General features: G+C 39.9%; 21 protein-coding genes. 10 read left to right on the forward strand and 11 right to left on the reverse strand.

What is annotated here, in order from left to right:
- Positions 1 to 203 precede the first annotated feature (203 nt).
- Both HMAT_RS01240 and HMAT_RS01245 read right to left on the reverse strand, forming a co-directional pair.
- A complete protein-coding gene (locus HMAT_RS01240) occupies positions 204 to 1514 on the reverse strand; it encodes an NYN domain-containing protein (protein ID WP_104381006.1) in 1311 nt (436 codons plus the stop codon).
- 633 nt (positions 1515 to 2147) lie between these two features.
- Positions 2148 to 2975 carry an AraC family transcriptional regulator gene (locus HMAT_RS01245; protein WP_199768513.1) on the reverse strand — a complete coding sequence of 276 codons (828 nt, stop codon included), beginning with the start codon at positions 2973 to 2975 and terminating at the stop codon, positions 2148 to 2150.
- Between the two features lie 105 nt (positions 2976 to 3080).
- Here HMAT_RS01245 and HMAT_RS01250 point away from each other — a divergent pair, with 105 nt between their 5' ends.
- Positions 3081 to 4289 (forward strand): MFS transporter, encoded by a 1209-nt coding sequence (locus HMAT_RS01250; protein WP_104383248.1) that lies wholly within the window; start codon positions 3081 to 3083, stop codon positions 4287 to 4289.
- A gap of 114 nt (positions 4290 to 4403) precedes the next feature.
- Here HMAT_RS01250 and HMAT_RS01255 read toward each other — a convergent pair whose 3' ends face one another.
- Positions 4404 to 6263: a CocE/NonD family hydrolase gene (locus HMAT_RS01255; protein WP_104381007.1), complete on the reverse strand. Its 1860-nt coding sequence runs from the start codon at positions 6261 to 6263 to the stop codon at positions 4404 to 4406.
- 500 nt (positions 6264 to 6763) lie between these two features.
- Here HMAT_RS01255 and HMAT_RS01260 point away from each other — a divergent pair, with 500 nt between their 5' ends.
- The 6 genes from HMAT_RS01260 (at position 6764) to HMAT_RS01290 (ending at position 12552) form a co-directional block, all read left to right on the forward strand.
- Positions 6764 to 8092 (forward strand): inositol-3-phosphate synthase, encoded by a 1329-nt coding sequence (locus HMAT_RS01260; protein ID WP_104381008.1) that lies wholly within the window; start codon positions 6764 to 6766, stop codon positions 8090 to 8092.
- 198 nt (positions 8093 to 8290) lie between these two features.
- Complete coding sequence (locus tag HMAT_RS01270) at positions 8291 to 9031, forward strand: NDP-sugar synthase (RefSeq protein ID WP_233789078.1); 741 nt, start codon at positions 8291 to 8293, stop codon at positions 9029 to 9031.
- Positions 9032 to 9044: 13 nt separating this feature from the next.
- Positions 9045 to 9929, forward strand: a complete 885-nt coding sequence (locus tag HMAT_RS01275; RefSeq protein WP_233789079.1) for a hypothetical protein — start codon at positions 9045 to 9047, stop codon at positions 9927 to 9929.
- Positions 9910 to 10863, forward strand: a complete 954-nt coding sequence (locus HMAT_RS01280) for a CDP-alcohol phosphatidyltransferase family protein (RefSeq protein ID WP_104381011.1) — start codon at positions 9910 to 9912, stop codon at positions 10861 to 10863. Before HMAT_RS01275 ends, HMAT_RS01280 begins: the two co-directional genes overlap by 20 nt.
- Positions 10853 to 11842 (forward strand): lysylphosphatidylglycerol synthase transmembrane domain-containing protein, encoded by a 990-nt coding sequence (locus HMAT_RS01285; protein ID WP_104381012.1) that lies wholly within the window; start codon positions 10853 to 10855, stop codon positions 11840 to 11842. Before HMAT_RS01280 ends, HMAT_RS01285 begins: the two co-directional genes overlap by 11 nt.
- 2 nt (positions 11843 to 11844) lie before the next feature.
- Complete coding sequence (locus tag HMAT_RS01290; RefSeq protein WP_104381013.1) at positions 11845 to 12552, forward strand: HAD family hydrolase; 708 nt, start codon at positions 11845 to 11847, stop codon at positions 12550 to 12552.
- On the opposite strand, the gene HMAT_RS01295 is transcribed toward HMAT_RS01290, so the two are convergent.
- From HMAT_RS01295 to HMAT_RS01325, 7 genes are all read right to left on the reverse strand, one after another.
- Positions 12553 to 13425 (reverse strand): AraC family transcriptional regulator, encoded by an 873-nt coding sequence (locus HMAT_RS01295; protein WP_104381014.1) that lies wholly within the window; start codon positions 13423 to 13425, stop codon positions 12553 to 12555.
- 1 nt (position 13426) lies between these two features.
- The gene (locus HMAT_RS01300; protein WP_199768514.1) at positions 13427 to 14104 is read right to left on the reverse strand and encodes a M15 family metallopeptidase; all 678 of its coding nucleotides are present in this window, start codon (positions 14102 to 14104) and stop codon (positions 13427 to 13429) included.
- 134 nt (positions 14105 to 14238) lie between these two features.
- Positions 14239 to 16308 carry a polyphosphate kinase 1 gene (gene ppk1 / locus HMAT_RS01305; protein WP_104381015.1) on the reverse strand — a complete coding sequence of 690 codons (2070 nt, stop codon included), beginning with the start codon at positions 16306 to 16308 and terminating at the stop codon, positions 14239 to 14241.
- 164 nt (positions 16309 to 16472) lie between these two features.
- Complete coding sequence (locus tag HMAT_RS01310) at positions 16473 to 16850, reverse strand: hypothetical protein (protein ID WP_104381016.1); 378 nt, start codon at positions 16848 to 16850, stop codon at positions 16473 to 16475.
- A gap of 10 nt (positions 16851 to 16860) precedes the next feature.
- Positions 16861 to 17439: a DJ-1/PfpI family protein gene (locus tag HMAT_RS01315; RefSeq protein ID WP_104381017.1), complete on the reverse strand. Its 579-nt coding sequence runs from the start codon at positions 17437 to 17439 to the stop codon at positions 16861 to 16863.
- Positions 17440 to 17516: 77 nt separating this feature from the next.
- Positions 17517 to 18080 (reverse strand): NADPH-dependent FMN reductase, encoded by a 564-nt coding sequence (locus tag HMAT_RS01320; RefSeq protein WP_104381018.1) that lies wholly within the window; start codon positions 18078 to 18080, stop codon positions 17517 to 17519.
- Positions 18081 to 18189: 109 nt separating this feature from the next.
- Complete coding sequence (locus HMAT_RS01325) at positions 18190 to 19125, reverse strand: 1-aminocyclopropane-1-carboxylate deaminase/D-cysteine desulfhydrase (RefSeq protein WP_233789080.1); 936 nt, start codon at positions 19123 to 19125, stop codon at positions 18190 to 18192.
- 18 nt (positions 19126 to 19143) lie between these two features.
- On the opposite strand from HMAT_RS01325, the gene HMAT_RS01330 reads away from it, so the two are divergent.
- A complete protein-coding gene (locus HMAT_RS01330; protein WP_104381019.1) occupies positions 19144 to 20190 on the forward strand; it encodes an RluA family pseudouridine synthase in 1047 nt (348 codons plus the stop codon).
- 20 nt (positions 20191 to 20210) lie between these two features.
- The gene (locus tag HMAT_RS01335) at positions 20211 to 21077 is read left to right on the forward strand and encodes an aminotransferase class IV (RefSeq protein WP_104381020.1); all 867 of its coding nucleotides are present in this window, start codon (positions 20211 to 20213) and stop codon (positions 21075 to 21077) included.
- A 41-nt stretch (positions 21078 to 21118) separates the two neighbouring features.
- Here HMAT_RS01335 and HMAT_RS01340 read toward each other — a convergent pair whose 3' ends face one another.
- Complete coding sequence (locus HMAT_RS01340) at positions 21119 to 21694, reverse strand: NADPH-dependent FMN reductase (protein ID WP_104381021.1); 576 nt, start codon at positions 21692 to 21694, stop codon at positions 21119 to 21121.
- Between the two features lie 217 nt (positions 21695 to 21911).
- On the opposite strand from HMAT_RS01340, the gene HMAT_RS26875 reads away from it, so the two are divergent.
- Complete coding sequence (locus tag HMAT_RS26875; RefSeq protein ID WP_158655552.1) at positions 21912 to 22427, forward strand: hypothetical protein; 516 nt, start codon at positions 21912 to 21914, stop codon at positions 22425 to 22427.
- Positions 22428 to 22591 lie beyond the last annotated feature (164 nt).

Below are 22591 nucleotides of genomic sequence, written 5' to 3' on the forward strand. Positions count from 1 at the left end.
ATATAAACAAATATAGCTGGAAAATAGGAATGATATACTCCTTGTTTTCAGTGAATTTTAATCTGCTGTGGGGGTCAGATGCTGCTGATACAATAGATACATGAGCTCGCACGTGATCCTATATAATTTGAAGTACGGATTGAACAATTACATTACGTTCAATCCGTACTTCAAGTGGCTTTCCAATCTATCCAGTGCTAAAATTAGCGGGATTGATTTTGGAATGTATAGGTATGCTCGTTGAGTTTCGTAATTTCTAGCTGGATACCTTCCGCTAGTCCAAGTAGGGTTGCGGCATCTTTACCCAGTTTAAGGACATGGAATCCACGGCCACGGTAAGTGAAATTGCATTCATACTCATTGGAATCAATAACGATCCGGAGCTTTTGTGATTTCGTTGGAAATAAAGGCTTAAAATCTTTGGTAATTCTGATTTGCGATTTTTTTGCATCATCCGCTGTAATTTTATTTCCTGTTGCTGGAAATAACATACGATTGGGAGCATCATTTTGAGCTATGTTTTCTACTAATTGTTGTTCCTCTTTCTGTTGAACTGCTGCAAGCTCTTTTGGGGTATTTTCCGCTACAACTGTATCTTGAGGTTTTTTATTTTGGCGACCTTTTTTTCGCGCATTTTGATTGGTAGGTTTTGCTGTAACTTCCTGTGATTTTGCATCAGTGGTTGCTATTGTTTTTTTGTCTTCAGCTGTTGGTAAAGGGCTGACAGCAGATAAAGGGCGCTTGATAATATTTCGGATGTAATAATGTTTTATTCTCGATTTGTCCGTATTACGTTCTTCGATTTCAAAATCTTCTGTATAGGCTTTGAAAAGATGGGACATCTTATCATAACCATAATTTCGGGCGTCAAAATCCGGTTTTCTTTTATTGAAAAGACTGCCAATTTCCCCTAAAAATGCCCATCCATTTTCATCTGCGGTGTCATCAACGGTATCTTTTAATAATTCCAGCGTCTCTTCATCGAGCACCGCTATGCTGGTTGGATTGTCTACAGGTACCGGTTTGGGTTGGTTTTGTTGTTTTTTCTTGGTGTTAGGCTCCTTCTTTGGATTCTTTTCGAAGATCTCAACATAAATAAATTTGTCACAAGAAGCGATGAAAGGTTTCGGCGTTTTTTTCTCTCCAATACCGATCACCAATTTACCCGATTCTCTTAGACGCGTAGCCAATCTTGTAAAATCGCTGTCACTCGATACAATACAAAACCCATCGACCCTGTCGGAATGTAGGATGTCCATCGCGTCAATAATAAGAGCTGAGTCGGTGGAGTTTTTGCCTTGTGTATAGCTGTACTGCTGGATAGGGGTTATCGCATGGGTGAGGAGCTTATCCTTCCATTTTTCGACATAAGGATTGGTCCAGTCACCGTAGATCCGTTTGATCGTAGGAATACCGTAGCGTTTGACTTCGTTCAGAATTTCTTCGATCTTTCGATAAGAAACATTATCCGCATCGATTAATATTGCAATTTGTAAATCCCCATGTTCTGCCATAAATATATAGTTATTTTTCGATGTATTTTTATGTGTACGCCACCAATAGGATTTTCCTATTTTTTGAACATACGGTTAAAAATACGTTATTGTTGAAGAATTATTGAATTTTTTGAAATTTAATTTGAGTGATGATTTTCTGAGGGACGCTATTTTGAAAGATTTCTGCTCTATCTTATGTAGGATATTACAACAGGGAAACTGAGGAGGAGCATCAAATAGTGTTTAATATGAATTAGTAGGAACAAAAAAAAGGTTTTCAAACGGGGAGAATGAAAACCTTAAATAACCAATTATAAACCTAAATTATGATGATACAAAGATAGTGTGTCTTTCACACTTATGCAAATGTTGTTTAATATTTTTTTATTACGCAATTATTTTTGTAGCTAAAAGACTACAAACTCTTGTTGTTATCCTGATTTCAAAAATAATGATTATTTGAGGTGGGCTGTTTTCGCTATTGCCAATGTATCATCTCAAAGCAAAAATTGACCATAGCGCCAGCTTTCTTGTGATCCGGGTAAAGACGGTTCTGTAAAAGAGTAGCTTATGATTCTTGAATAATTGAAAAAATAGTGTATGAAATTTAAAATGAGCTAAGACGCTCCGCAGGGATGAGGTAATAAGTGATTAATGCTGAATAAATGCAGATGGCCGGTAGCCCATAACAGCATAGAAACTATTGGTAAATGCCTGCAGACTTTGATAACCCACTTTATAGGCGATTTGGGAGATTGTCAGTTCGCCCATACTTAAAAGCTCAAGGCTTTTGATGATCCGAAGTAATTGTTGGTACTTGACAAGTGTCATTCCCGTTTCTTTTTTAAATAGGCGCTCTATGGTACGCAAGGAGAGATTGGATAACAGTGCAATCTCTTCCATTTTGATGGGATGGGTATAGTGGTCATGCAAGTGACTTAAAACTGTCTGCAGTCTGTTTTCACTTGGCAGTGTAATTTCCAAATGCAATAACCGCGCTGCGAATGCAGGAAGCTCGTTAAGGAGTGCGTGCAGGAAGATTTTTTCGTGTTCATTTTCTTCCGTTAATTTTGACCACTTTTCAGCATAGCGTATCATTTCCTGTAATACTTTCGGGGCTGCGAATATCTGAACGTTTTCGAAAAATGGATCGTCTTGTTCGATATCGAAAAAAAGGATCATTAACTTGATGCTTTCCGAATGCGAATTGGTCTTATGTAGCGCATTCGAGGGAACCCATGCAACATGATTTTGAGGAAGCAGATACATTTTTCCCGCCACGGTAAGGTATTGAAAACCCTGCTCGACATAGATCAGCTGTGCTTTCCGATGGGTATGCAACGCATCGTCGTGAATCCAGTTTTCTTCAAACCAGACAAAATTAGATTTCTTGATCCCCTCAATTGTTGCAATATGATTCGAACAGCCCATGTCGTTATAAATTAAATCAATGGCAAATTTAATTAAATAACTGAACATATCTTTGCAACAAATCATCATGGTCGAGAAATCCATAAAGATATATTGCCGCTTCACAGCGGAATGGATTCAATGTGCATGATGCACAAGAAGCAATTAATTTCTATGAATAGTAATTTACAAGAATCAAATACTGTCACCTGGGGCTGGTTATCTGTATTTGTCGTTATTTTGGTATCTACGAACCTAAGGTCGCCCATTACAGCAGTAGGGCCTGTTTTGGGACAGATCAGCGAGGGCCTTACATTGGACAGTTTTCAAAGCAGTCTATTGACCGCCATTCCTCTTTTTATGTTTGCGACTTGTTCGGTTGCTGTTAGCAAGTATTCTCATGTTATGGGCATGCATCGCTTTTTGTTGTTTGGGCTGATCATTCTCGCTGTTGGGATTATTGTTAGGGTCTGGGGGGATACAGGCCCTTTATTTGTAGGTTCTGTTATGATCGGATTAGGAATATGTGTGGGTAATGTGGTGGCACCGGGTTATATTAAAACTAGTTTTCCCCATCATATCGGACTGATGACGGGAATTTTTGCCGTAGCAATGAATCTGACCGCAGCATTTGCATCGGGCTTTAGTCTACGTATTGGGGAATGGACAGGATTAGGATGGAGGGGTTCCTTAGGGCTGTGGGTCGTATTGGCCATATGCGCTCTTATCGCTGTCTTTTTTGATCAATTAGCTGGACCGAAAGATGCTGCTCCTGCCCAAAGGCAACAACCGAAGAGCGGTATCGGGCATATTTTTAGATCCAGATTGGCTTGGTATATCAGTATATTTATGGGGATTCAATCATTGATTTATTATAGCCTGATTTCCTGGTTACCTAAAGTATTGGTCGACTATGGAATGGTGGCTAAAGATACCGGTTGGTTGTTATTTTTGATTCAGATTGCAATGATTCCCATTATGTTTTTCGGACCTATTATCGCACACCGAATGAAAGACCAGCGGTTGATGGCTGTTGCTGTCGCCGGTGGTATGCTGGGCAGTATCGTGATTTTCTTTTTATTTAAGCTGGAGGGAATTTATGTTGCGGCTGTATTGCTGGGACTTTCCAATGGTTTGTCTTTTAGCCTTTCTATTCTCTTTTTTAGTTTAAGGGCTAAAACCATAGCAAATGCAATTAAAATCTCTGGAATGGCACAGTCGGTCGGTTATCTGATTGCAGCATTTGGCCCACCAATTTTTGGAAAACTGCACGAGGTTGACCCCTCCTGGAATTACTCTTTTTATTTTCTTGCAGGAAGTATTATTGTCCTGTTGATTACAGGGATAAAAGCAGCGGAGAACAAATTCGTGGAAGAAACTTAAGGCAATGAAAAAAGTATTTCGCAAAGACATGAGGCCCGATATACTAATATATCGGGCCTCATGTCTTTGCGACCGGCTTATTTTCACTATCAGGTATCCAGTGGTCGACTATCCTTAATCTTTTAAGATATCAAATTCGATATAGGTCGCATTATTGACATCATGGAAAATGCGTTGTGTTGCTTTACGAAAATCAGTTTTGGTCGCTGTATAGGGGGCCATAAATACTTGCGGATTTCGTTCTGCCAATGGGAACCATGAGTTTTGCACCTGAACCATGATACGATGTCCTTTTTTAAAGGTGTGGGCAACATCAGGCATAACGAAGTCTACTTTTTCCACCTTGCCCGGTGTCAATGGCTGCGGTTTGTCGAAGCCATTTCGATATTTCCCCGCCATGATCTCACCTCTGACCATCATCTGGTATCCCGCCATCGGTTTCCCATCAAAACTCGGCGCATCGCTGGGATATACATCGATGAGCTTGACAATATAATCGGCATCAGTACCTGTTGATGCTACTTTTAGAAAATTCTTGATCGGCCCAACAATCGTGATGTCTTCCGTCAATGGTGCTGTCTCATAGACCATGACATCTGGACGACTGGCCGCAAAGCGCTGATCATCGACCATATACTCGCGGGTGCGATTCTGGATTAATCCGCCTTGGTGCGGAACCGGTTTGTTGGGATCTGTTACGTATTCATCCCATGAATCTGTGCGTTGCACTTTCTCAAAACCAAGTTTACCCTGTGGTTGAAAATAAAGCTTTTTTGTTTCGACATTCTTCGGTGGCCATTGTTCAAATTGCTTCCATTCATTGCTTCCCGAAATAAAGATATTGGCTTCGGCAGGAGAGAAGCTGCCCTCTTCTTTTAGATAGTGGCTGAAAAATGGCTGTTCAAATTTTTCCTGATAGGTGATACTTGTTTTTTTCTCAAATTGGATGTCACCCAGATAATCTCCTGCTGCACGTACCCAGCCACCATGATACCAGGGACCGGCAACCAGAACTGAATTGTTTGTTTTGCTCTTTTCTTCAATAGATTGATAGGTTTTAAATGTTCCGTAAGCATCCTCGGCATCGAAAAAGCCGCCAACAACCATCACCGCCGGTTTCACGTCCTGTAGATAATTGGTGATAACACGGCTTTTCCAGAAATCATCGTAATTCGGGTGCTTAAAGAGGTTGTTCCAGAATTGGACAGAATCGCCAAAATATTTTTCTTTGAGTTCTCTGGCGGTTCCGGCCTCAAGGAAAAAATTGTATTTATCTACTTCGTTGATCTGAATCTTGCTGGTAAATTGATTCGGTCTAATTGGTTTGGGGCGAGGAACACCAAAGGTCGACATAAATGTGAAAGCATCCTGCAAAAATAGGACACCATTGTGATGGAAATCATCACCGATAAACCAATCGGTTACCGGTGCCTGTGGCGAAACAGCTTTGAGGCTCGGATGTGTCTTAACCAGTCCAACTGTAGAGTAGAATCCCGGATAAGAGATCCCATAAAGACCCGCTTTGCCATTGTAATTCTGCAGGTTTTTCTGTAACCATTCCAATACGTCATAGGTGTCCGTGCTTTCATCAATTGCTTTTTTATCTTTACTGAGGTTTGTGGGACGAACGTCCTCAAAATCGCCTTCACTCATCCATTTTCCGCGCACATCCTGATAGACAAAGATATATCCGTCCCGCATCATTGCAGGAAAGTTGCCTAAACTCTTTTTGTATTCGTTTTGGCCATACGGGCCTACCGTGTAGGGTGTTCGATTTAACAAAATGGGGTATTTCTTGGATTTGTCTTTGGGGCTGTAAATCACAGTAAACAATTTCTTACCATCTCTCATCGGAACCGTTACTTCGGTTTTTTCATAATGATCCCGCACATAAGCGGAATCTGTGTTCGTCTGTGCATGTAGCTGGCCTCCCGCAAAAAGTGTTAAAGCCAGAAACGAAATTGTAGTTTTCATTTAAATAATATTTAGGAATGTCGACTTATCATCGTTCACATGAATTTTTTACAATCGGTTTGATTCGAGCGCACGATAGTTTCATCAATTATAGGTCTAAAGGTAATGCTCCCGAAATCATTTTCCAATTTTATTGTCATATTTACATGAATTAGAAAAAGAAAAATTGACCAATTTTTTAGAAAGAATAACTTTTTTTGATTTGTATTTGGATTAGTTTTTTAATGTTAATATATTGAGTAAAATTAGTTATGATTATATTTTATTTTTTAGGGGATGGTCAAATGGCTTAAATTTCAATGAGATGAGCGATCCCTGCTTCGGTCGGTATCGTATTTTATCTTCGTTTTTTTGCCTTCAAATAGGCCTTTAAAAAGCAATTGTCACGATTTTATAAATAAAGCGTCGATGGGTATGAAATATGTTTTTTTAAGCTAATTTTAAGAATTATTTTATCATAAAACATCAATTAAATAACAAATTAAGTATATAGAATTAATATGGGACAACAAGTGAAAGATGCCAATGGCAAATTGGGTATTCTTATTCCGGGATTGGGTGCTGTGGCTACAACATTGATCGCTGGTGTGGCATCTATAAACAAAGGTTTTTCAAAACCGATAGGATCTGTTTCTCAGTTGAGCAGAATCCGTTTAGGTAAGCGCACGGAGAATAGAAATCCATTAATAAAGGATTTCGTCCCTTTGGCAAAGTTGGAAGATGTGGTTTTTGGTGGTTGGGATGTTTATGAAGATAACGTCTACGAAGCGGCTTCAAAAGCGCAGGTATTGGAACAAGGTCAACTTGATGCCGTAAAAGCTGAGTTGGAAGCTATTCAGCCAATGAAAGCGGTATTTGATCGTAATTTTGTAAAGAATTTAGACGGTACACACATTAAAACGGAAAAAACACGTCGCGAGTTGGCTGATGCCGTACGACGTGATATCCGCGAATTTAAAGAAAAAAACGGCTTAGACCGTGTCGTATTGGTATGGTGTGGTTCTACTGAACGCTATATTGAGACAAACGAAGCTTTCTCAACAATTGCAAAATTAGAGGAAGCTTTGGATAATGATGATCAACGTATTCCGCCGAGCATGATCTATTGTTATGCAGCAATAAAAGAAGGCGCTCCTTACGTTAATGGTGCACCTAACTTAACCTGTGATGTTCCTGCTATTGTAGAATTAGCTCATGAGCATGGCGTTGCAATTGCTGGAAAAGACTTCAAAACAGGTCAAACATTGATGAAAACAATTGTTGCTCCTGGTCTTCAGGCTAGAGCGCTTGGAGTAGAAGGATGGTTCTCTACAAATATCTTGGGTAACCGCGATGGCTTAGTATTGGATGATCCAGAAAACTTCAAAACAAAAGAAGTTTCTAAATTATCCGTATTGGAAGAAATTCTGGACGCGAAAAAGAATCCTGAGCTATACGGTGATTTATACCACAAGGTACGGATCAATTACTACCCTCCTCACGGAGACAACAAAGAGTCTTGGGATAACATCGATATCTTTGGCTGGTTGGGTTACAAAATGCAAATCAAAATCAACTTCTTGTGCCGCGATTCAATTTTGGCAGCTCCAGTTGCTTTGGATTTGGCATTGTTTATTGATTTGGCACAACGTGCTGGTATGTCAGGTATTCAGGAATGGTTGTCTTTCTATTTGAAATCACCACAAACGGCACCGGGTTTACCTCCTGAGCATGATATCTTCAAACAATTGATGAAATTACAAAATACCTTGCGTCATATTATGGGTGAGGACTTGATTACTCACTTAGGACTGGATTATTACCAAGAGTTAGTAGATAGTATTCAATAGATTACCTTTATAAAAAAGGGGAACAATTACTTCAGGTAATTCTTCCCCTTTTTCTTCGGGATAATTATATCGTGGCCTCCAGATTTGCACTATTAAAAAATAGGATAGGGATGCTGATAAATAATTACCCACCGATAACCCGCTGTAAACTTTTGCGTTTGCAAACGCTAGCATGATGACAGGGGTTTTACTTTTTTAATGAATGATTTTATTTTGCAATTAGAAGGAATGGAATTTGCTATCATTGCGGCGGGAGAAGGATCTCGATTGCGAAAAGAAGGGTTTAATTTACCTAAACCTTTGCTACCCTTACATGGAGTTCCATTAATTGAACGATTGATTCGCGTTTTTGCTAAAGAAGGTGCGCAGCAAGTGCACGTGATTATCAACAGACAATCACCTGAATTGAAGACTTTTTTAACACAAACAGCATTTGAACTTCCCATCATCTTGATCGAGGAAGACACCCCAAGTTCTTTGCATAGTTTTGCTTTGCTGGTCAAAAACAATCCTGCTTGGACTTCTTGCTGTCTGACGACTACAGATACTGTTTTTAGACCCCACGAATTTCACGACTACCTTACAGCTTTCCATCAGAAGACAGATGCAGACGCTTTTATGGCTGTGACACCATTTGTAGATGACGAGAGTCCACTTTATGTGAATACAGACGATAAATTAAATGTCGAAGCATTTTTGGATAAAGCCACAGCCAGGACAAAATTTGTTTCAGGTGGGATTTATTGCTTTCGCAAAGCTGCGATGGACTGCGCACTCCGCTCTGTCGCGGCCGGGAATTCCAGAATGCGTAATTTTCAACGTGCACTGTTGGAAAACGAATTGAACGTTGAAGCGTTTGTATTCGAGAAGGTGGTGGATATCGATCACTTAAAGGATCGCATCGTAGCGGAACAGTTTTTGAGTAAGGAAGTTAGTTAATAAAATGAGCGAAATGATTTCTATTTTAGGCGTGACGCGTAAAAATCGCTTTTCACCCAATCACGTGGGGAATGATGCCGCAATATTTAACGAAGTTGTGCTAAAATTAATCGAAAAAGGTGCAGCCGTTGAAATTTGCAATGAGGACGAATTTTTAGCTTCTGATTCCGTCAAACAGGGAAATATCCTAACGATGGGACGAACGAAAACTTTGGTTAAGAAGCTGCAATCGCTTCAAAATAATGGTGTTAATGTTTTGAATTCGGGTTTTGGTATTGAAAACTGCTTTCGAAAAAACATGACACTCAAATTGTTGGAAGGTGGAATTGCTTATCCTAAAAGTATTGTCATCTCTACCGTCGCAGATATTCAGTCAATTTTTGAAAAATTGAAGGGGAAAGGCGTCTGGATCAAACGCGGTGATTTCCATGCCATCCATAAAGAAGATGTTACCTTTGCTGCCAGCCTCAAAGAAGCACAGCATATCTTGAACGAATACGCCCTTCGAGGAATTAAAGAGGCTGTGATCTCCGAACATTTAGCCGGGGATTTACTCAAGTTCTATGCGGTCAGGGATACCGATTTCTTTTTCTACTTTTATCCCTATGAGCATAATCATCATAAATATGATTTGTATGAGCAAATTAATGATGAAGTTGTCCATTTTCCGTTTGATTTGGCTGACTTAAAGCAAGTCGCCAACCGCGCAGCAGAAGTATTGGATGTCCATATCTATGGCGGTGATGTGATCATCGATTCAAATGGAGATTTTCATATTATTGATCTAAATGATTGGCCGAGCTTTGCCCCTTGTCGAGCAGAAGCGGCTGAAGCCATTGCACAAATGGTTTACCATAAATTTACTGAAAAGAACCAAAATGCAGAGAGAACAAGTTAATGTCATCGAAGAAGAGAAGTTGAGTGCATTCGAACAATCTTTAAAATCCAACGATACCGAAGAAAAAATAGATATCTGGTTTTATAGGCCTATTGGATTTCGTATTGCACAAATATGTGCTAAAATCGGGATTACACCCAATGCAGTGACCATTATAAGTATTTTCTTTGGTGTTGCTGCGGGTATTCTATTTTATTATGGCGATTTATGGATAAATGTGATCGGGATGTTGCTGCTGATCTTCGCGAACTCCTTGGATAGCGCAGATGGGCAATTGGCCCGAATGACAGATAATAAGAGTCGTTTTGGTCGTATTTTGGATGGTTTTGCAGGTGATTTTTGGTTTGCATCCATTCATATCGCTATCTGCTTGCGCAGTATTAACGAGGGGTGGCCAGATTGGCTATGGGTGTTCTGTATCCTTGCCGGCGTATCCCATATGATACAATCTGCAATGGCTGATTATTACCGTAATGTCCACCTGTTTTTTATTAAAGGTAAAGCTGGTAGTGAGTTGGATAATACGCGCGATTTGAAAGTTGATTATGATGCGCTTTCCTGGAAGAAAAACTTTTTCAGCAAATTTGTGTTGAACGGTTACATGGGCTATACCCGAAATCAGGAAAAATTATCGCCAAAATTGCAGAAACTACTACATATCGTCAAATCCCGATATAAAGACGACTTACCAAAACAATTGATGGTTGATTTTAGGATGAAAAATAAACCATTGATGAAATATACCAATATTGTACAATTCAATACCCGGGTGATCTTTCTTTTTGTTTGGTTGTTTATCGGACAACCATGGATTTATTTTTTCTTTGACATGTTCGTATTAAATCCGATCTTAATCTATATGTGCAACAGACAGGAAAAGGTAAGTGGTTATTTTGTTGATAAGTTAACAAACGATCCAACCTATGGGGAGTAAAGTCTATAAGGTACTCTTTATGCTGATTGGTGTAGGCACTTTAGCTTATATGATTCATGCGATGGGAGTTCAGGAGATTTGGACCAATCTGGAGAAAATCGGTTGGTGGTTTTTGCCGGTATTGGGTAGCTGGGCTGTCCTTTACTGGATGAATGCTATGGCTTTTAAAGCGATTATTCAGGAACCGCAATTGCCGCAGACCGATGTTCCTTTCTGGAAAGTATTGCAATTGACCGTATCGGGGTATGCGATTAATTACATTACACCATTTGTTGCCCTAGGGGGGGAGCCTTACCGAATTATTGAACTGAAAAATTATGTTGGCGGTTCAAAAGCAGGTTCATCGGTTCTGTTATATGGTGTTATGCATATTCTATCCCATATTTTATTTTGGGTAGTGTCCGTTTTCCTGATCCTCTGGTTTGTCCCAGCCAGTACATTAGTTGATGTCGCCTGTGCCGTAATTTTTGTGATGGCCATCGTATGTACTTGGTTGTTTACCAAATTCTATAAAAAGGGAATTACGGTTTCGTTATTGAGGGCTTTATCACGTTTGCCTTTAGTTGGAAAGAAAATCAATAATCTGCTTGAGGCGAAGTTCGAAACGCTGAACGATGTTGATCAGCAGGTCAAAAATTTATTCCAAAATCGTAGGGGCCGATTCTATACGGCTCTTTTCTGGGAATTTGTTGCTCGCGTAGTCGGTTGTCTGGAGATTTATTTTATCGGTCTAGCCCTGGATATCAATATAGATTTTATTGATTCCATGATTATTAGCTCTGGATCTTCTTTATTTGCCAACTTGGTGTTTTTCTTCCCAATGCAATTGGGGACACGTGAAGGTGGGTTGGCGATGGCCGTGATGAGCATAGGCTTACCGGCTTCTGTCGGTATTTTTATGGGAATTGTGACCCGGATCCGGGAAATCGTTTGGATCATTATTGGTTTAGGCTGGATGAGTTTAGTTAAAAAGAAATAACAATGGATAAGTTTATAATTAAGGGAATTATTTTTGATTACGGTGGTACGTTGGATACAAATGGGGGGCACTGGGGAGCTGTAATATGGTCCGGTTACGAAAAGTATCAAGTTCCGGTCAACCTAAGTTCATTTCAAGAAGCATATGCTTATGCCGAAAGGCAGATGGCGATTCAGCCGATCATCAAACCGGAGTTCAACTTCTTGGAGGTGCTTGAAGCAAAATTGAAAGTGCAGTTTGAGTATCTTATTGCTGCTGGCTATGATCTGGATAGGGAACTGGCCGATAAAATTGCGTTCGACGGTTATTCTCTTGCCAAAGGTACGGTTGCTCAGGTAAAACCATTATTGGCTGTGCTAGGCGAACGATATCCTATTGTAATGGTCTCCAACTTCTATGGCAATCTAAAGGCTGTGCTGGCTGATTTTGGTATTCTATCTTATTTTAAAGCGGTTGTTGAGTCAGCTGTCGTGGGCGTGCGTAAACCAGACCCCGCGATTTATGCCCTCGGTGTCGAAGCAATGGGGTTACCTGCTGCGGAAATCTTGGTCGTTGGTGATTCTTATAGCAAAGATATGGCTCCCGCTAAGGCTGTAGGTTGTCAGACATTATGGTTGAAAGGACAGACTTGGGGAGAAGATAAGTTGCAGGATACAGCTGCCGCGGATAAACAATTTAATACCATTTTTGATCTCCAGGATTTCGTTTAATCAGGCTTTTTGACGAAATTCTTTAGGCGATATGCCTACATATCGCTTAAAGAATTTCCCAAAAAAAGACTGATCTGAGAAATGTAGCTGCTTCGCGATTTCTCCGATCGAAAGCCCCTGACGGAGCAAGCATTTAGCCTCTTCTACCAATACATTCTGTATTAATTCTATCGCTGATTTTCCCGTAAGTTCTTTTGTGATCACCGAGAGATGTTTTGGGGTAATGCCAAGTTCTGAAGCATAAAACTGCACGGTATGGTCCTGACGAAAGGATTGTTTTAGCAGTAGATAGAAATTGGCCAATATTTCTCTTTTTCGCGAGGGTACGACGGGAATATTTTTGAAATTTTGACTTGCCAGGCGCGCAATCTCACAAAACAACACTTCAGCCAGAGATTTGATAATCTTTGGCTTGAAAATATAATCACGCCCTTGTTTCTCGTAATGGATAAACTGTTTAAACAGATTGGACAGGTTTGTGGCGTCCTGCACCGAAAGAGCGAAGACATGACTGCTATCCAAGGCAAGTGATTTTTTTGTGAGATCAAAAAAATCTTTTCGAAAGTCCAATTTGAAGATAAAATCTATACTAAAGAAAATCAAATAAACTTCGCAGTCCCAAGACTTGGTAACGGAGGCACCGTTAACTCTCGAAGATGGACTGGTCAATAGCAGGTGATGCTGCCCAACCTGTACCCGCTCGTCATTAATCATAAAAGATGTTTCCCCCTTTTTTATTAAACAGAGTGAATAAAGATTCTTGTTTGCCAATATAAGCTGCTGTTGCGGACTGAATACTGGCTTGGACCTGTTTCCTTTGATGTGAAAAGCAAAAAAATCTTTGCTGTCGAGGTATTGATCGATGACGGGCATGTTATTTTACAATAAAATCAAAATATGTTTTACGATAAGGTTCATCCTGTAGGGTGTAATGCCACCATTCTTTGTCGTAGGCTTTAAAGCCAAATTTTGCCATAGCCTGGCGAAGTATCTTTCGATTTTCCTTTTGTTTAGCTGTTAGGCCGGAATAGTTATGGTGGGAGATATCGCCAAAAAAATCAAAGGGGGCTCCCATATCGATTTCTTTGTGATCATTAAGATCGACCAAGGTTAGGTCGACCGTACTGCCACGGCTATGTCCGGATTTGCTGGCAATAAAGCCTAGTTTAAACAAGTTTTTTTTATCCAGCAGCGGATAAAATTCACGTTTTGCGATAGTATCTTTGGTGGCCAGTGACCAGGCTTTGAAATGGTCAACAGCCCGTTGTGGACGATAAGCATCGAAAATTTTTAATGCCAGACCTTGTTTGTTCAGGTATTTTTCGACTTGTTGTAGGGCCAATGCGGCACGTTTGGTCAGGATGGCAACCGGTTTTTCATAGCCGTGAACAGGCCGGCCCGTAAAGTTATGGCTTCCAAAATAACGCATATCGAGGTTAATCGTCGGAATAAATTCTTTTACATAGACGAAGTTTTGCGGCATTTCTTGTTGTGCTTTCGTTTGGAAGGCAAAAAATACAAGACCAATGGACAGACAAAAGTTGAGTTTCATAGGTTGAAGATACAACTTTAGATGTTCAATTCTAGCATCGAGATCTGAGCTATATAACCATTGTTGATGATAATAAGGATGGTAAATAAGCAAACCTCAGGCAATGAAGGCCTGAGGTTGGTCGGAACTTAATCTTAATGATCCGTTATTTTCTTTTTTAAGTATTTGTAGATCTCAATCTGTGAGCGACAGGGCTCCTTTTTATTTTCAACATAATGATTGCTTAGGGAATTGTTCAGCATACGAGCTTTGACGTTGTCATTGAGCTGTATGTGAAGCATCTCCTTTAGGTCTTCCTTGATCTTCTTACTCGTGATTTTTACAGCGGCCTCAATACGATGATCTAGATTTCGGGTCATCCAATCTGCTGAGGAGATATACATCAGCTCTTTACCGGCATTGTAAAAATACATGACCCGGGCATGTTCTAGATATTCATCCACAATTGAAATCGCATTCATGGGTAATTTAAATGTTTTTTGGTTCATTGCACAATAAATTCCCCGAATAATCAGATCTATTTTAACCCCGGCGGTAGCCGCATCATAGAGCTTTTTAATCATATCTTTGTCACTCAGTGAGTTTACTTTGATAATGAGGGATGCTTTTCGTCCAGCTTTAGCTTCTGCGATTTCCAGATCGATAAAATGCAGCAGTTCCCTGCGCATATCGATGGGACAGATCAATAAACTTTTACAGTTTTTGATGATGTCAGTTGGGTTGGATTTGGGCCGTTTGAGGTAATTGAATACTTTATTGATATCAGCAATGACATCCCTGTTACTTGTCAAGAGACAATAATCTCCATATAATTTGGCGGTTTTCTCATTGATATTTCCTGTACTGACAAAACCATACTGAATGGTTTTTGCACCTGTCCGTTTTTTGATGACACATAATTTGGCGTGTACTTTTTTATTTGGGATCCCTGTAAGTACTTTGATGCCTTCAAGTTCTAGTTTCTCTTTCCAGTCCAGGTTATTCTCTTCATCAAACCGAGCGCGCAGTTCAAGCATGACCGTTACTTCTTTGCCATTTCGTGCAGCATTGATCAATGCATTGGCGACCTTGGAATTCGAAGCCAAGCGGTAGGCGGTAATCTGTATTGTTTTTACATCCGGATCCATCGCTGCTTCACGTAATAAATCGATGATTGGTCGAAACTCATGATAAGGAAAAGACAGCAGCACATCCTTTTTTAATACTGTATCGGTGACCCGCTCATAATTTTGAAAATAGGGATGTGGAAATGAAGTTCTTTCCTGCGGCTGATGATAGGACTTAAATACATTTGGAAAGTCCATAAAGTGCTTAAAATTATGGATCTTTTGTCCAGGTATGATACTGTCTTTTTTTGATAGGTTGAGTTTTTTGATCAGAAACTCCACGAGTTTTGGATTCATCTCCTGATCAAAAATAAAACGGGTTGGTTTACCTTTACGCCTATTCTTGACCCCCTTGCTTATCTTTTCGACCAGCGTGGTATTGATGTCGTTGTCGATATCAAATTCAGCATCTTTCGTGACTTTAAACACATGAGCATGGAAAACATCAAAGCCAAAATAGGAGAAGATCAACGGAAGATTGAACTTGATGACATCTTCAAGAAGGATAATATGTTTTTCATCCTTTGGTGCGGGCAACTGGACGAAACGTCCGTTTTGGCTCGTAGGAATTTCAATTAAGGCAAACTTAGTCTCATATTGCCATTCGCTTTTCCCCATGGCTATACCCAAATAGAGGCTCTTGTCGCGAATATAGGGCATTGGACGGATGTCGTCAAGGATCAGGGGGATGACATTGGATTCCACATCGTCCTGGTAATATTCACTGACAAACTGCTGTTGTTCTGGGCTCAGTTCTTCACTCGTTTTGATAAAGACATTTTGCTTGGCCATCTCCTTTTGGATCCGGTTCCAGGTATTGTCAAATTTCTTTTGCTGTTTGATTACGCGGATGTTGAGTTCTTCCAGGATCAACTGCGGATCTTCATAAAAAGATTGATTGGCACTTTTGTCCTTGAGATCAATGGCACGTTTGAGTCCGGCCACCCGCACCCGAAAAAATTCATCTAGGTTATTTGAAAATATACCTAAAAATTTGATCCTTAAGGGTAGAGGAACTGTCTCATCTGCAGCTTCTTGCAATACCCTGCCATTAAAGCTTAACCAACTGACATCTCTAGGAATAAATTTTTTCGCCATAGCTAAATATACATAAATTTAATAAGCAAAACTATAGCTCTAGGCGCGATAAACGAACTTTTTCGTGTTAAAGAATTATTAATTTATTTTTTCTTCATCTATTCTTAAAAAAATACCCCAAAAAGTGCAAGACCTTTTGGGGTAAGTAGCATTCTTGTGCCCGATTATTTCTTTTTTCCGTATTTTTTGGAGATCTGAATCGCCTTATATTTACTGCCGTCAAAATGTGGGGCATCTACTGTCAAGCTTGTTGGATAGGGAGCCGTACGATCGAAAAAATATACAGTTGTCGTACTGCCATAATCATTGACCGGCAGCAGCTCCAGACAGCCCGTGTAATCTGCATTCAATACATCACCTACTGTAACGGCATAAATGCGGATAATTCCACCTTTATTTTGTTCATTCCTGACAAAAGCGACTTCTTTAAACCCGCCCGGAAGATCTTCTATGCTTTTCTGATTGAAAGTATCTTTTAAAATAAAACCCAACAACACTAAAATCGGGATGACCAAAAGCCACACCTTTTTATTCTTCTTCATTAAAATACGCTTAAATAGTAATGTTTATAGCCAATAATTTATAAAATTCTTTTAGGATAGCCTGATGTCCTGGCCAAGCAGGGGAGGTCACTAGATTTCCATCCACAATAGCTTGGTCAGCTGGAATATTTTTCCATGTACCGCCTGCCAGTTCAATATCTGGCCCTACCGCTACATAGGCAGTCAATGTGCGCCCGGCCAAAACCTTCGCCGCAGTCAATACCTGAATCCCATGACAGATTGCCGCGACAGGTTTATTCTTGTCAAAGAAATGTTTTGTAATCTCCAATACACGTTGGTTGAGACGGATATATTCTGCCGAACGGCCACCGGCGATGTAGAGTCCATCGTATTCTTCGGGATTAACCTGGTCAAAATCCTTATTGATTGCAAAATTATGTCCCCGTAGTTCCTTATACGTTTGGTCGCCAGTAAAATCATGTACAGCAGTAGGTACTACATCACCCTTTTTTCGATCAGGGGCGATGGCATCAACTGTTATTCCTATTGATCCCATTGCTTGAAATGGAACCATTGCTTCGTAGTCTTCTACAAAGTCTCCAACCAGTAATAATATTTTTTTTGCCATATCAAAAACCTCTTTTAATAGGTTTTGAATTTACGTATTAAAAGAGGTTTTCACAATGATTATTTGTTAATCTTTTGTTAACCTTGGACAGCCAATTTTTCTGCAAGTGCACGTTTCGTCTTACGTACTTTCGCTTCCAGCTGGCTTCTTAAAGTTGGATTAATAATTCCTTTTCCTTCTTCAAAGTTTTTATGGAATTCAGGAAGGGAGAATGAATCTAGGATTTCAGCACCGTCCCATGTAATTCTATTGACTGCTGTGTTTAATACAGTTGATCCACCCATTGGACCGGGAGCAGTCGCCAATAAGAAAACTGGTTTGCCATTGAATGTTTTGCGGTTTGGGATGCGGGAAACCCAGTCTACAATATTTTTATAAGCTGAAGTGTAGGATCCATTGTGTTCTGCCAATGAAATGAGTAGGAAATCTGCAGCATCCATCTTTGCGGCAAAATCATGGGCCAACTGTGGAATACCCAATTCTACTTCCTTATCATAAGAATAAATAGGCATTTCAAAATGATTGAGATCAAGGAGCTCTATGCTGTCATCTGCTTCTTTATAATATTTAGACGTACTCGTTACAAAGATTTTGTTGATAGAGTTTTTATTACTTGTTCCTGCAAATGCTAATATTTTCATCTGTGTATAAGTTTTTAATTTTTAAACTGGTCAAACTTACAACATAATCATAAAAAAAATGTCAGTCAAATGTCTGCTGGGGGCATAATGCCGCATTTATTGATCTAGGTCAATTAAAAACAAACCGTTCGTACATACCGAGTAGCCCGGTAAGTCCACCTGTGTGTACGACCAACAGTTGATCAGCTGGAGTGAAATAGTCTTTTCTGATCAGATCATCCACAGCGTAGAGCAATTTTCCGGTATAAGTGGGTTCGATCATAATCCCCGTGCTGGTCATAAAATGCTGGGTGAATGCGAGGAGTTCCGGTGTTGTTTTGGCATAACCGCCAAAATGATAGTCCAGATGCAAAATAGGTGGCGGAAGTTGGGGATAAAGCTGAGCGACCTCGTCATTGATAAAACTGCCATTCTTTAATACAGGTACGCCATGTAGCTGTGTAAAAAGGTCTTTTTTGTCAATTGCATTGGCAATTCCGGCAAGGGTGGTTCCGGTACCACAGGCGGTAAAGATATGTTGGTAATCCTGTTCGAGTTCGTCGACAAGTTCGGCACATCCTTTGGCACCTAGGAGACCATAGCCACCTTCGTGGACATAGAAAGCTGTTGGATCCTGATCGAAATGCATACGATAGAGCTTCTCTTTGTCCCGATAGGAATCGCGGTCGACATAAATAAGTTGCATGCCAAATAATTGGCACATGGTCAAGATGGGGTTGTTAACCTGTTCATCACCTCTTACAAAAGCTGTTGTTTTGAACCGGAAAGTAGCTCCTGCGCAAGCAGTCGCCAATAAATGGTTGCTCCATGCGCCTCCAAAAGTAACGATATGATTTTTCTGAAGCTGTAAAGCCTCCTGAAGATTATATTTCAGTTTTCTCCATTTATTGCCTGAAATGAAGGGGTGGATTAGATCGTCCCGCTTCAGTGTCACCTTAATATGCTTTTTTTCCCATAAAGGTAATGTGATTTCTGTTTCGGGACTATGGATTTTGAACGGCAACATAACATTAAATGAAAACAAATTTAACGAAAATTGTTTCATTTGGTTTATTTTTGTAGCATGACCGAACAAATGGGATCGCAAGATCAAGAAGAACAAGAGTTATTTGAACATCTACGAATTGAAGTGGATAAGGGGCAAGCTTTACTCCGTATTGATAAATATCTGATGAATAGGGTGGAAAATGCGACAAGAAGTAAAATTCAGCATGCCATTGAAGCAGGTTCTGTCATGGTAAATGGTAAAGAGATCAAGGCGAGTTATAAAGTCAGACCGGATGATGTCATTACTTTGGTATTGCCTGATCCACCTCGTGACAATGAAGTCTATCCGGAAGATATTCCATTGGACATAAAATATGAAGATGATGATGTATTAATTGTCAATAAAGAAGCGGGCATGGTTGTGCATCCGGGCTATAATAATTATACGGGTACTTTGGTCAATGCATTGACTTTCCATATACAGCAGCTTCCGCAATTGCCAGGAAATTCAGACCGTCCAGGTTTGGTACACCGGATAGACAAAGATACTTCCGGTTTATTGGTGATTGCCAAGAACGAAAAATCAATGGCATTTTTGGCCAAACAGTTTTTTGACCATAGTATTACCCGTAAATATATTGCGCTGGTATGGGGGGATCTGAAGGAAGACGGAACGATTACGGGGTACATTGGTCGTCATTTGAAAGATAGACGTATTATGGCCATGTACGATAGTGAAGATAAAGGGAGGTGGTCTGTGACACACTACAAAGTGCTAGAAAGATTGGGCTATGTAACCTTGATCGAATGTCAGCTGGAGACGGGCCGTACGCATCAAATACGTACCCACATGCAATCTATTGGCCATCCGCTGTTTAACGACGCAATGTATGGGGGCGATAAGATACTAAAAGGGACTGTATTCTCAAAGTATAAACAATTTGTGGATAATTGCTTCGCCTTACTTCCACGTCAGGCGCTCCATGCACAGGTATTGGGATTTATTCATCCAACTACAAAAGAAAATATGTATTTTGAGGTACCATATCCCGAAGATTTTCGTTTAGCTTTAGAAAAGTGGCGCGGTTACGCTGCAAATTCCATGGCTGTAGAAAATGATTAAAATTTAGAAAATAAACAAAGATGCCGACAAACTATATCAATTTTAATGGCAATGTAGTGCCGGAAGAACAGGAAATATTTAGCATAGAAAATAGAGGCTTTCGCTATGGTGACGGATTGTTTGAAACCATGTTGTATAAGGATGGTGATATTCGTTTTCTGAATTTTCATGTAGCGCGCTTACAGCAAGGAATGGAATTGATACATCTTGATGATTCAAATCTTTTCGATGAATTTTTTATTCGTTCAAGATCAGAAGAGCTGATTCGCAAGAATAATATGTTGGGACAGCAGGTTCGCATTCGGCTGATTGTATTTCGGATGGGTGGTGGGCTATACAGCCCAACTACAAATAAACCGGGATTTGTCTTGCAAGTACAACGTATAGAGCCCAATTTGAGGGATAAGAAAGTCGGTCTGATTGTGGGCTTATATAGTGAATTCAAAAAGCCTTATAGTGATTTGTCAAAACTAAAATCGCTCAATTCCCAAATTTATGTGCTGGCGGGAATCTATAAGAAAAAAATGGCCTTTGATGATGTATTGATTTTAAATCAGGAGGGCTACCTTTGCGAGTCTTTGACTTCCAATATCTTTGTGTATTATGAAAAGATACTTTATACACCTGCGCTTTCTGAAGGCTGTATTGAAGGAGTCATGCGCCGTGTGGTGATGGATATGGCCAGGGCTGAAGGGATTGAAGTAGTGGAAGCGCAGATTAGCCCTGAGATCATGAAAAGAGCTGATGAAATTTTCTGTACAAATGCCGTACAAGGGGTGCAATGGGTCATGGGATATAAACAAAAACGCTATTTCAATAAGATATCACGTATATTGCAGGATAAACTTTTAAGTTGGAATTACGATTCAAACGAGGAACAAAACTAAGTTTACACGAAATAAATAGCTAAGACAATGCCAAGATTTGATTAATCTTGGCCTTTTGTATGTACAATTCGAACGATAAAATGTTCAAAAGCTTTTTTAAAGCCGAGTAGAAAATCTTTTGTTTTTTGGAGTTCGATTTTTCCATTTTCACCGATACAGTCTTTTATATTTCCAAGATAGGCTTCCGGCTGCTGCATGGGGTAAACATTAACAAATACCAATGACTGTCGGATATGATGATTTGCCCCGAAAGCCCCGAAAGCTCCCGTTGAAGAGGAGATAATAGCACCCGGTTTGCCATCCCATTTATTTTTACCATAAGGTCTTGACCCCACATCTATGGCATTTTTTAAGACGGCGGGAACGGAGCGATTGTATTCAGGTGTTATGAAAAGAACCGCATCAAGTGCAGCGATTTCTTTTCGAAAGCGGACATAACTTTCAGGCGGATTGCCTTCATCATCATAATCCTGATTATATAAGGGGAGGTCCCCGATTTCGATCACGCGATAGTTAAACTTATTAGCCGGTTGTTCGCAGATAAACGTGGCTATTTTTTTATTATAAGATTGTTTCCTTAAGCTGCCGACAATGATTCCAATGTTGTAAGTATTCATTCCAAAGTCAAGTTAGAGTATGAAAAGTATTATTGGTTGAACAATTCGTATCCAAAAAAGTTTCCCAGTATTGTCTGATCAAACTAAAACTAAGCCGTTTGTACTGAATAGATTAAGTTTTTGTTAACAAAAATTAACATTTATCATTTAATCTTTTGCATACAGTTTGTTGTCGTAATGTAAAGAAGAAATTACAAAACTAAGGGAGGAGCTACTTATGAAAAAATTGTTGTACACCGCTGTTATTGTTGCAGGACTTTTCGTGACAGGAACGGCAGATGCGCAGGTTAGCATTAGCGTAAATATTGGAAGTCAGCCAAGCTGGGGACCGGCCGGTTATGATTATGCCCGATATTATTATATTCCTGAATATAATATGTATTATGATGTGCCGGCGAGATGTTATGTTTATTATGATAATGGCGGCTGGATACGAAGAACAAGTTTGCCGAGAAGATATCGCCATTATGATTTTTATAGAGCACATAAAGTTGTGATCAATGATCGTAACCCTTGGCATCATCATGACCGTTATAGAAGTAGATACGGTCACTCGCGTGGTAGGCAAGTATCCATTCGAGATAGTCATCACGGGCGTAGCGGATACTCTTTTGCGAGTGAGCGTAGTGTAAGACGTAGTCACTCCTGGAAAGAAAGTAGAAGAGATTATGATAGAGGGCGAGGGCATGGACGAGGAAATGCACACGGACACGGTGGAAGGCACAGAGATTAGTTGGATGTGTCCTGTTGGAGTATCTTAATCATTTAATAAGAAAGGACCTACCTAGTGGTAGGTTCTTTTTTTTGATACTATTTTGATAGCGCATAGCTTTCACCCATCTGCGTATGCCTATGCTAAAATTTTATAACATTGTGTTCAATAAAATAACGTGTGGG

Origin of the sequence: Sphingobacterium sp. HMA12, from assembly GCF_002933815.1 — a bacterium.
In the GTDB taxonomy this organism is placed as follows: domain Bacteria; phylum Bacteroidota; class Bacteroidia; order Sphingobacteriales; family Sphingobacteriaceae; genus Sphingobacterium.

Excerpts from the sequence above, each read along its gene's own strand:
- HMAT_RS01240 (WP_104381006.1), bottom strand. The coding sequence starts at position 1,514 with ATGGCAGAACATGGGGATTTACAAATTGCAATATTAATCGATGCGGAT.
- HMAT_RS01245 (WP_199768513.1), bottom strand. The coding sequence starts at position 2,975 with ATGTTCAGTTATTTAATTAAATTTGCCATTGATTTAATTTATAACGAC.
- HMAT_RS01250 (WP_104383248.1), top strand. The coding sequence starts at position 3,081 with ATGAATAGTAATTTACAAGAATCAAATACTGTCACCTGGGGCTGGTTA.
- HMAT_RS01255 (WP_104381007.1), bottom strand. The coding sequence starts at position 6,263 with ATGAAAACTACAATTTCGTTTCTGGCTTTAACACTTTTTGCGGGAGGC.
- HMAT_RS01260 (WP_104381008.1), top strand. The coding sequence starts at position 6,764 with ATGGGACAACAAGTGAAAGATGCCAATGGCAAATTGGGTATTCTTATT.
- HMAT_RS01270 (WP_233789078.1), top strand. The coding sequence starts at position 8,291 with ATGAATGATTTTATTTTGCAATTAGAAGGAATGGAATTTGCTATCATT.
- HMAT_RS01275 (WP_233789079.1), top strand. The coding sequence starts at position 9,045 with ATGATTTCTATTTTAGGCGTGACGCGTAAAAATCGCTTTTCACCCAAT.
- HMAT_RS01280 (WP_104381011.1), top strand. The coding sequence starts at position 9,910 with ATGCAGAGAGAACAAGTTAATGTCATCGAAGAAGAGAAGTTGAGTGCA.
- HMAT_RS01285 (WP_104381012.1), top strand. The coding sequence starts at position 10,853 with ATGGGGAGTAAAGTCTATAAGGTACTCTTTATGCTGATTGGTGTAGGC.
- HMAT_RS01290 (WP_104381013.1), top strand. The coding sequence starts at position 11,845 with ATGGATAAGTTTATAATTAAGGGAATTATTTTTGATTACGGTGGTACG.
- HMAT_RS01295 (WP_104381014.1), bottom strand. The coding sequence starts at position 13,425 with ATGCCCGTCATCGATCAATACCTCGACAGCAAAGATTTTTTTGCTTTT.
- HMAT_RS01300 (WP_199768514.1), bottom strand. The coding sequence starts at position 14,104 with ATGAAACTCAACTTTTGTCTGTCCATTGGTCTTGTATTTTTTGCCTTC.
- ppk1 (WP_104381015.1), bottom strand. The coding sequence starts at position 16,308 with ATGGCGAAAAAATTTATTCCTAGAGATGTCAGTTGGTTAAGCTTTAAT.
- HMAT_RS01310 (WP_104381016.1), bottom strand. The coding sequence starts at position 16,850 with ATGAAGAAGAATAAAAAGGTGTGGCTTTTGGTCATCCCGATTTTAGTG.
- HMAT_RS01315 (WP_104381017.1), bottom strand. The coding sequence starts at position 17,439 with ATGGCAAAAAAAATATTATTACTGGTTGGAGACTTTGTAGAAGACTAC.
- HMAT_RS01320 (WP_104381018.1), bottom strand. The coding sequence starts at position 18,080 with ATGAAAATATTAGCATTTGCAGGAACAAGTAATAAAAACTCTATCAAC.
- HMAT_RS01325 (WP_233789080.1), bottom strand. The coding sequence starts at position 19,125 with ATGAAACAATTTTCGTTAAATTTGTTTTCATTTAATGTTATGTTGCCG.
- HMAT_RS01330 (WP_104381019.1), top strand. The coding sequence starts at position 19,144 with ATGACCGAACAAATGGGATCGCAAGATCAAGAAGAACAAGAGTTATTT.
- HMAT_RS01335 (WP_104381020.1), top strand. The coding sequence starts at position 20,211 with ATGCCGACAAACTATATCAATTTTAATGGCAATGTAGTGCCGGAAGAA.
- HMAT_RS01340 (WP_104381021.1), bottom strand. The coding sequence starts at position 21,694 with ATGAATACTTACAACATTGGAATCATTGTCGGCAGCTTAAGGAAACAA.
- HMAT_RS26875 (WP_158655552.1), top strand. The coding sequence starts at position 21,912 with ATGAAAAAATTGTTGTACACCGCTGTTATTGTTGCAGGACTTTTCGTG.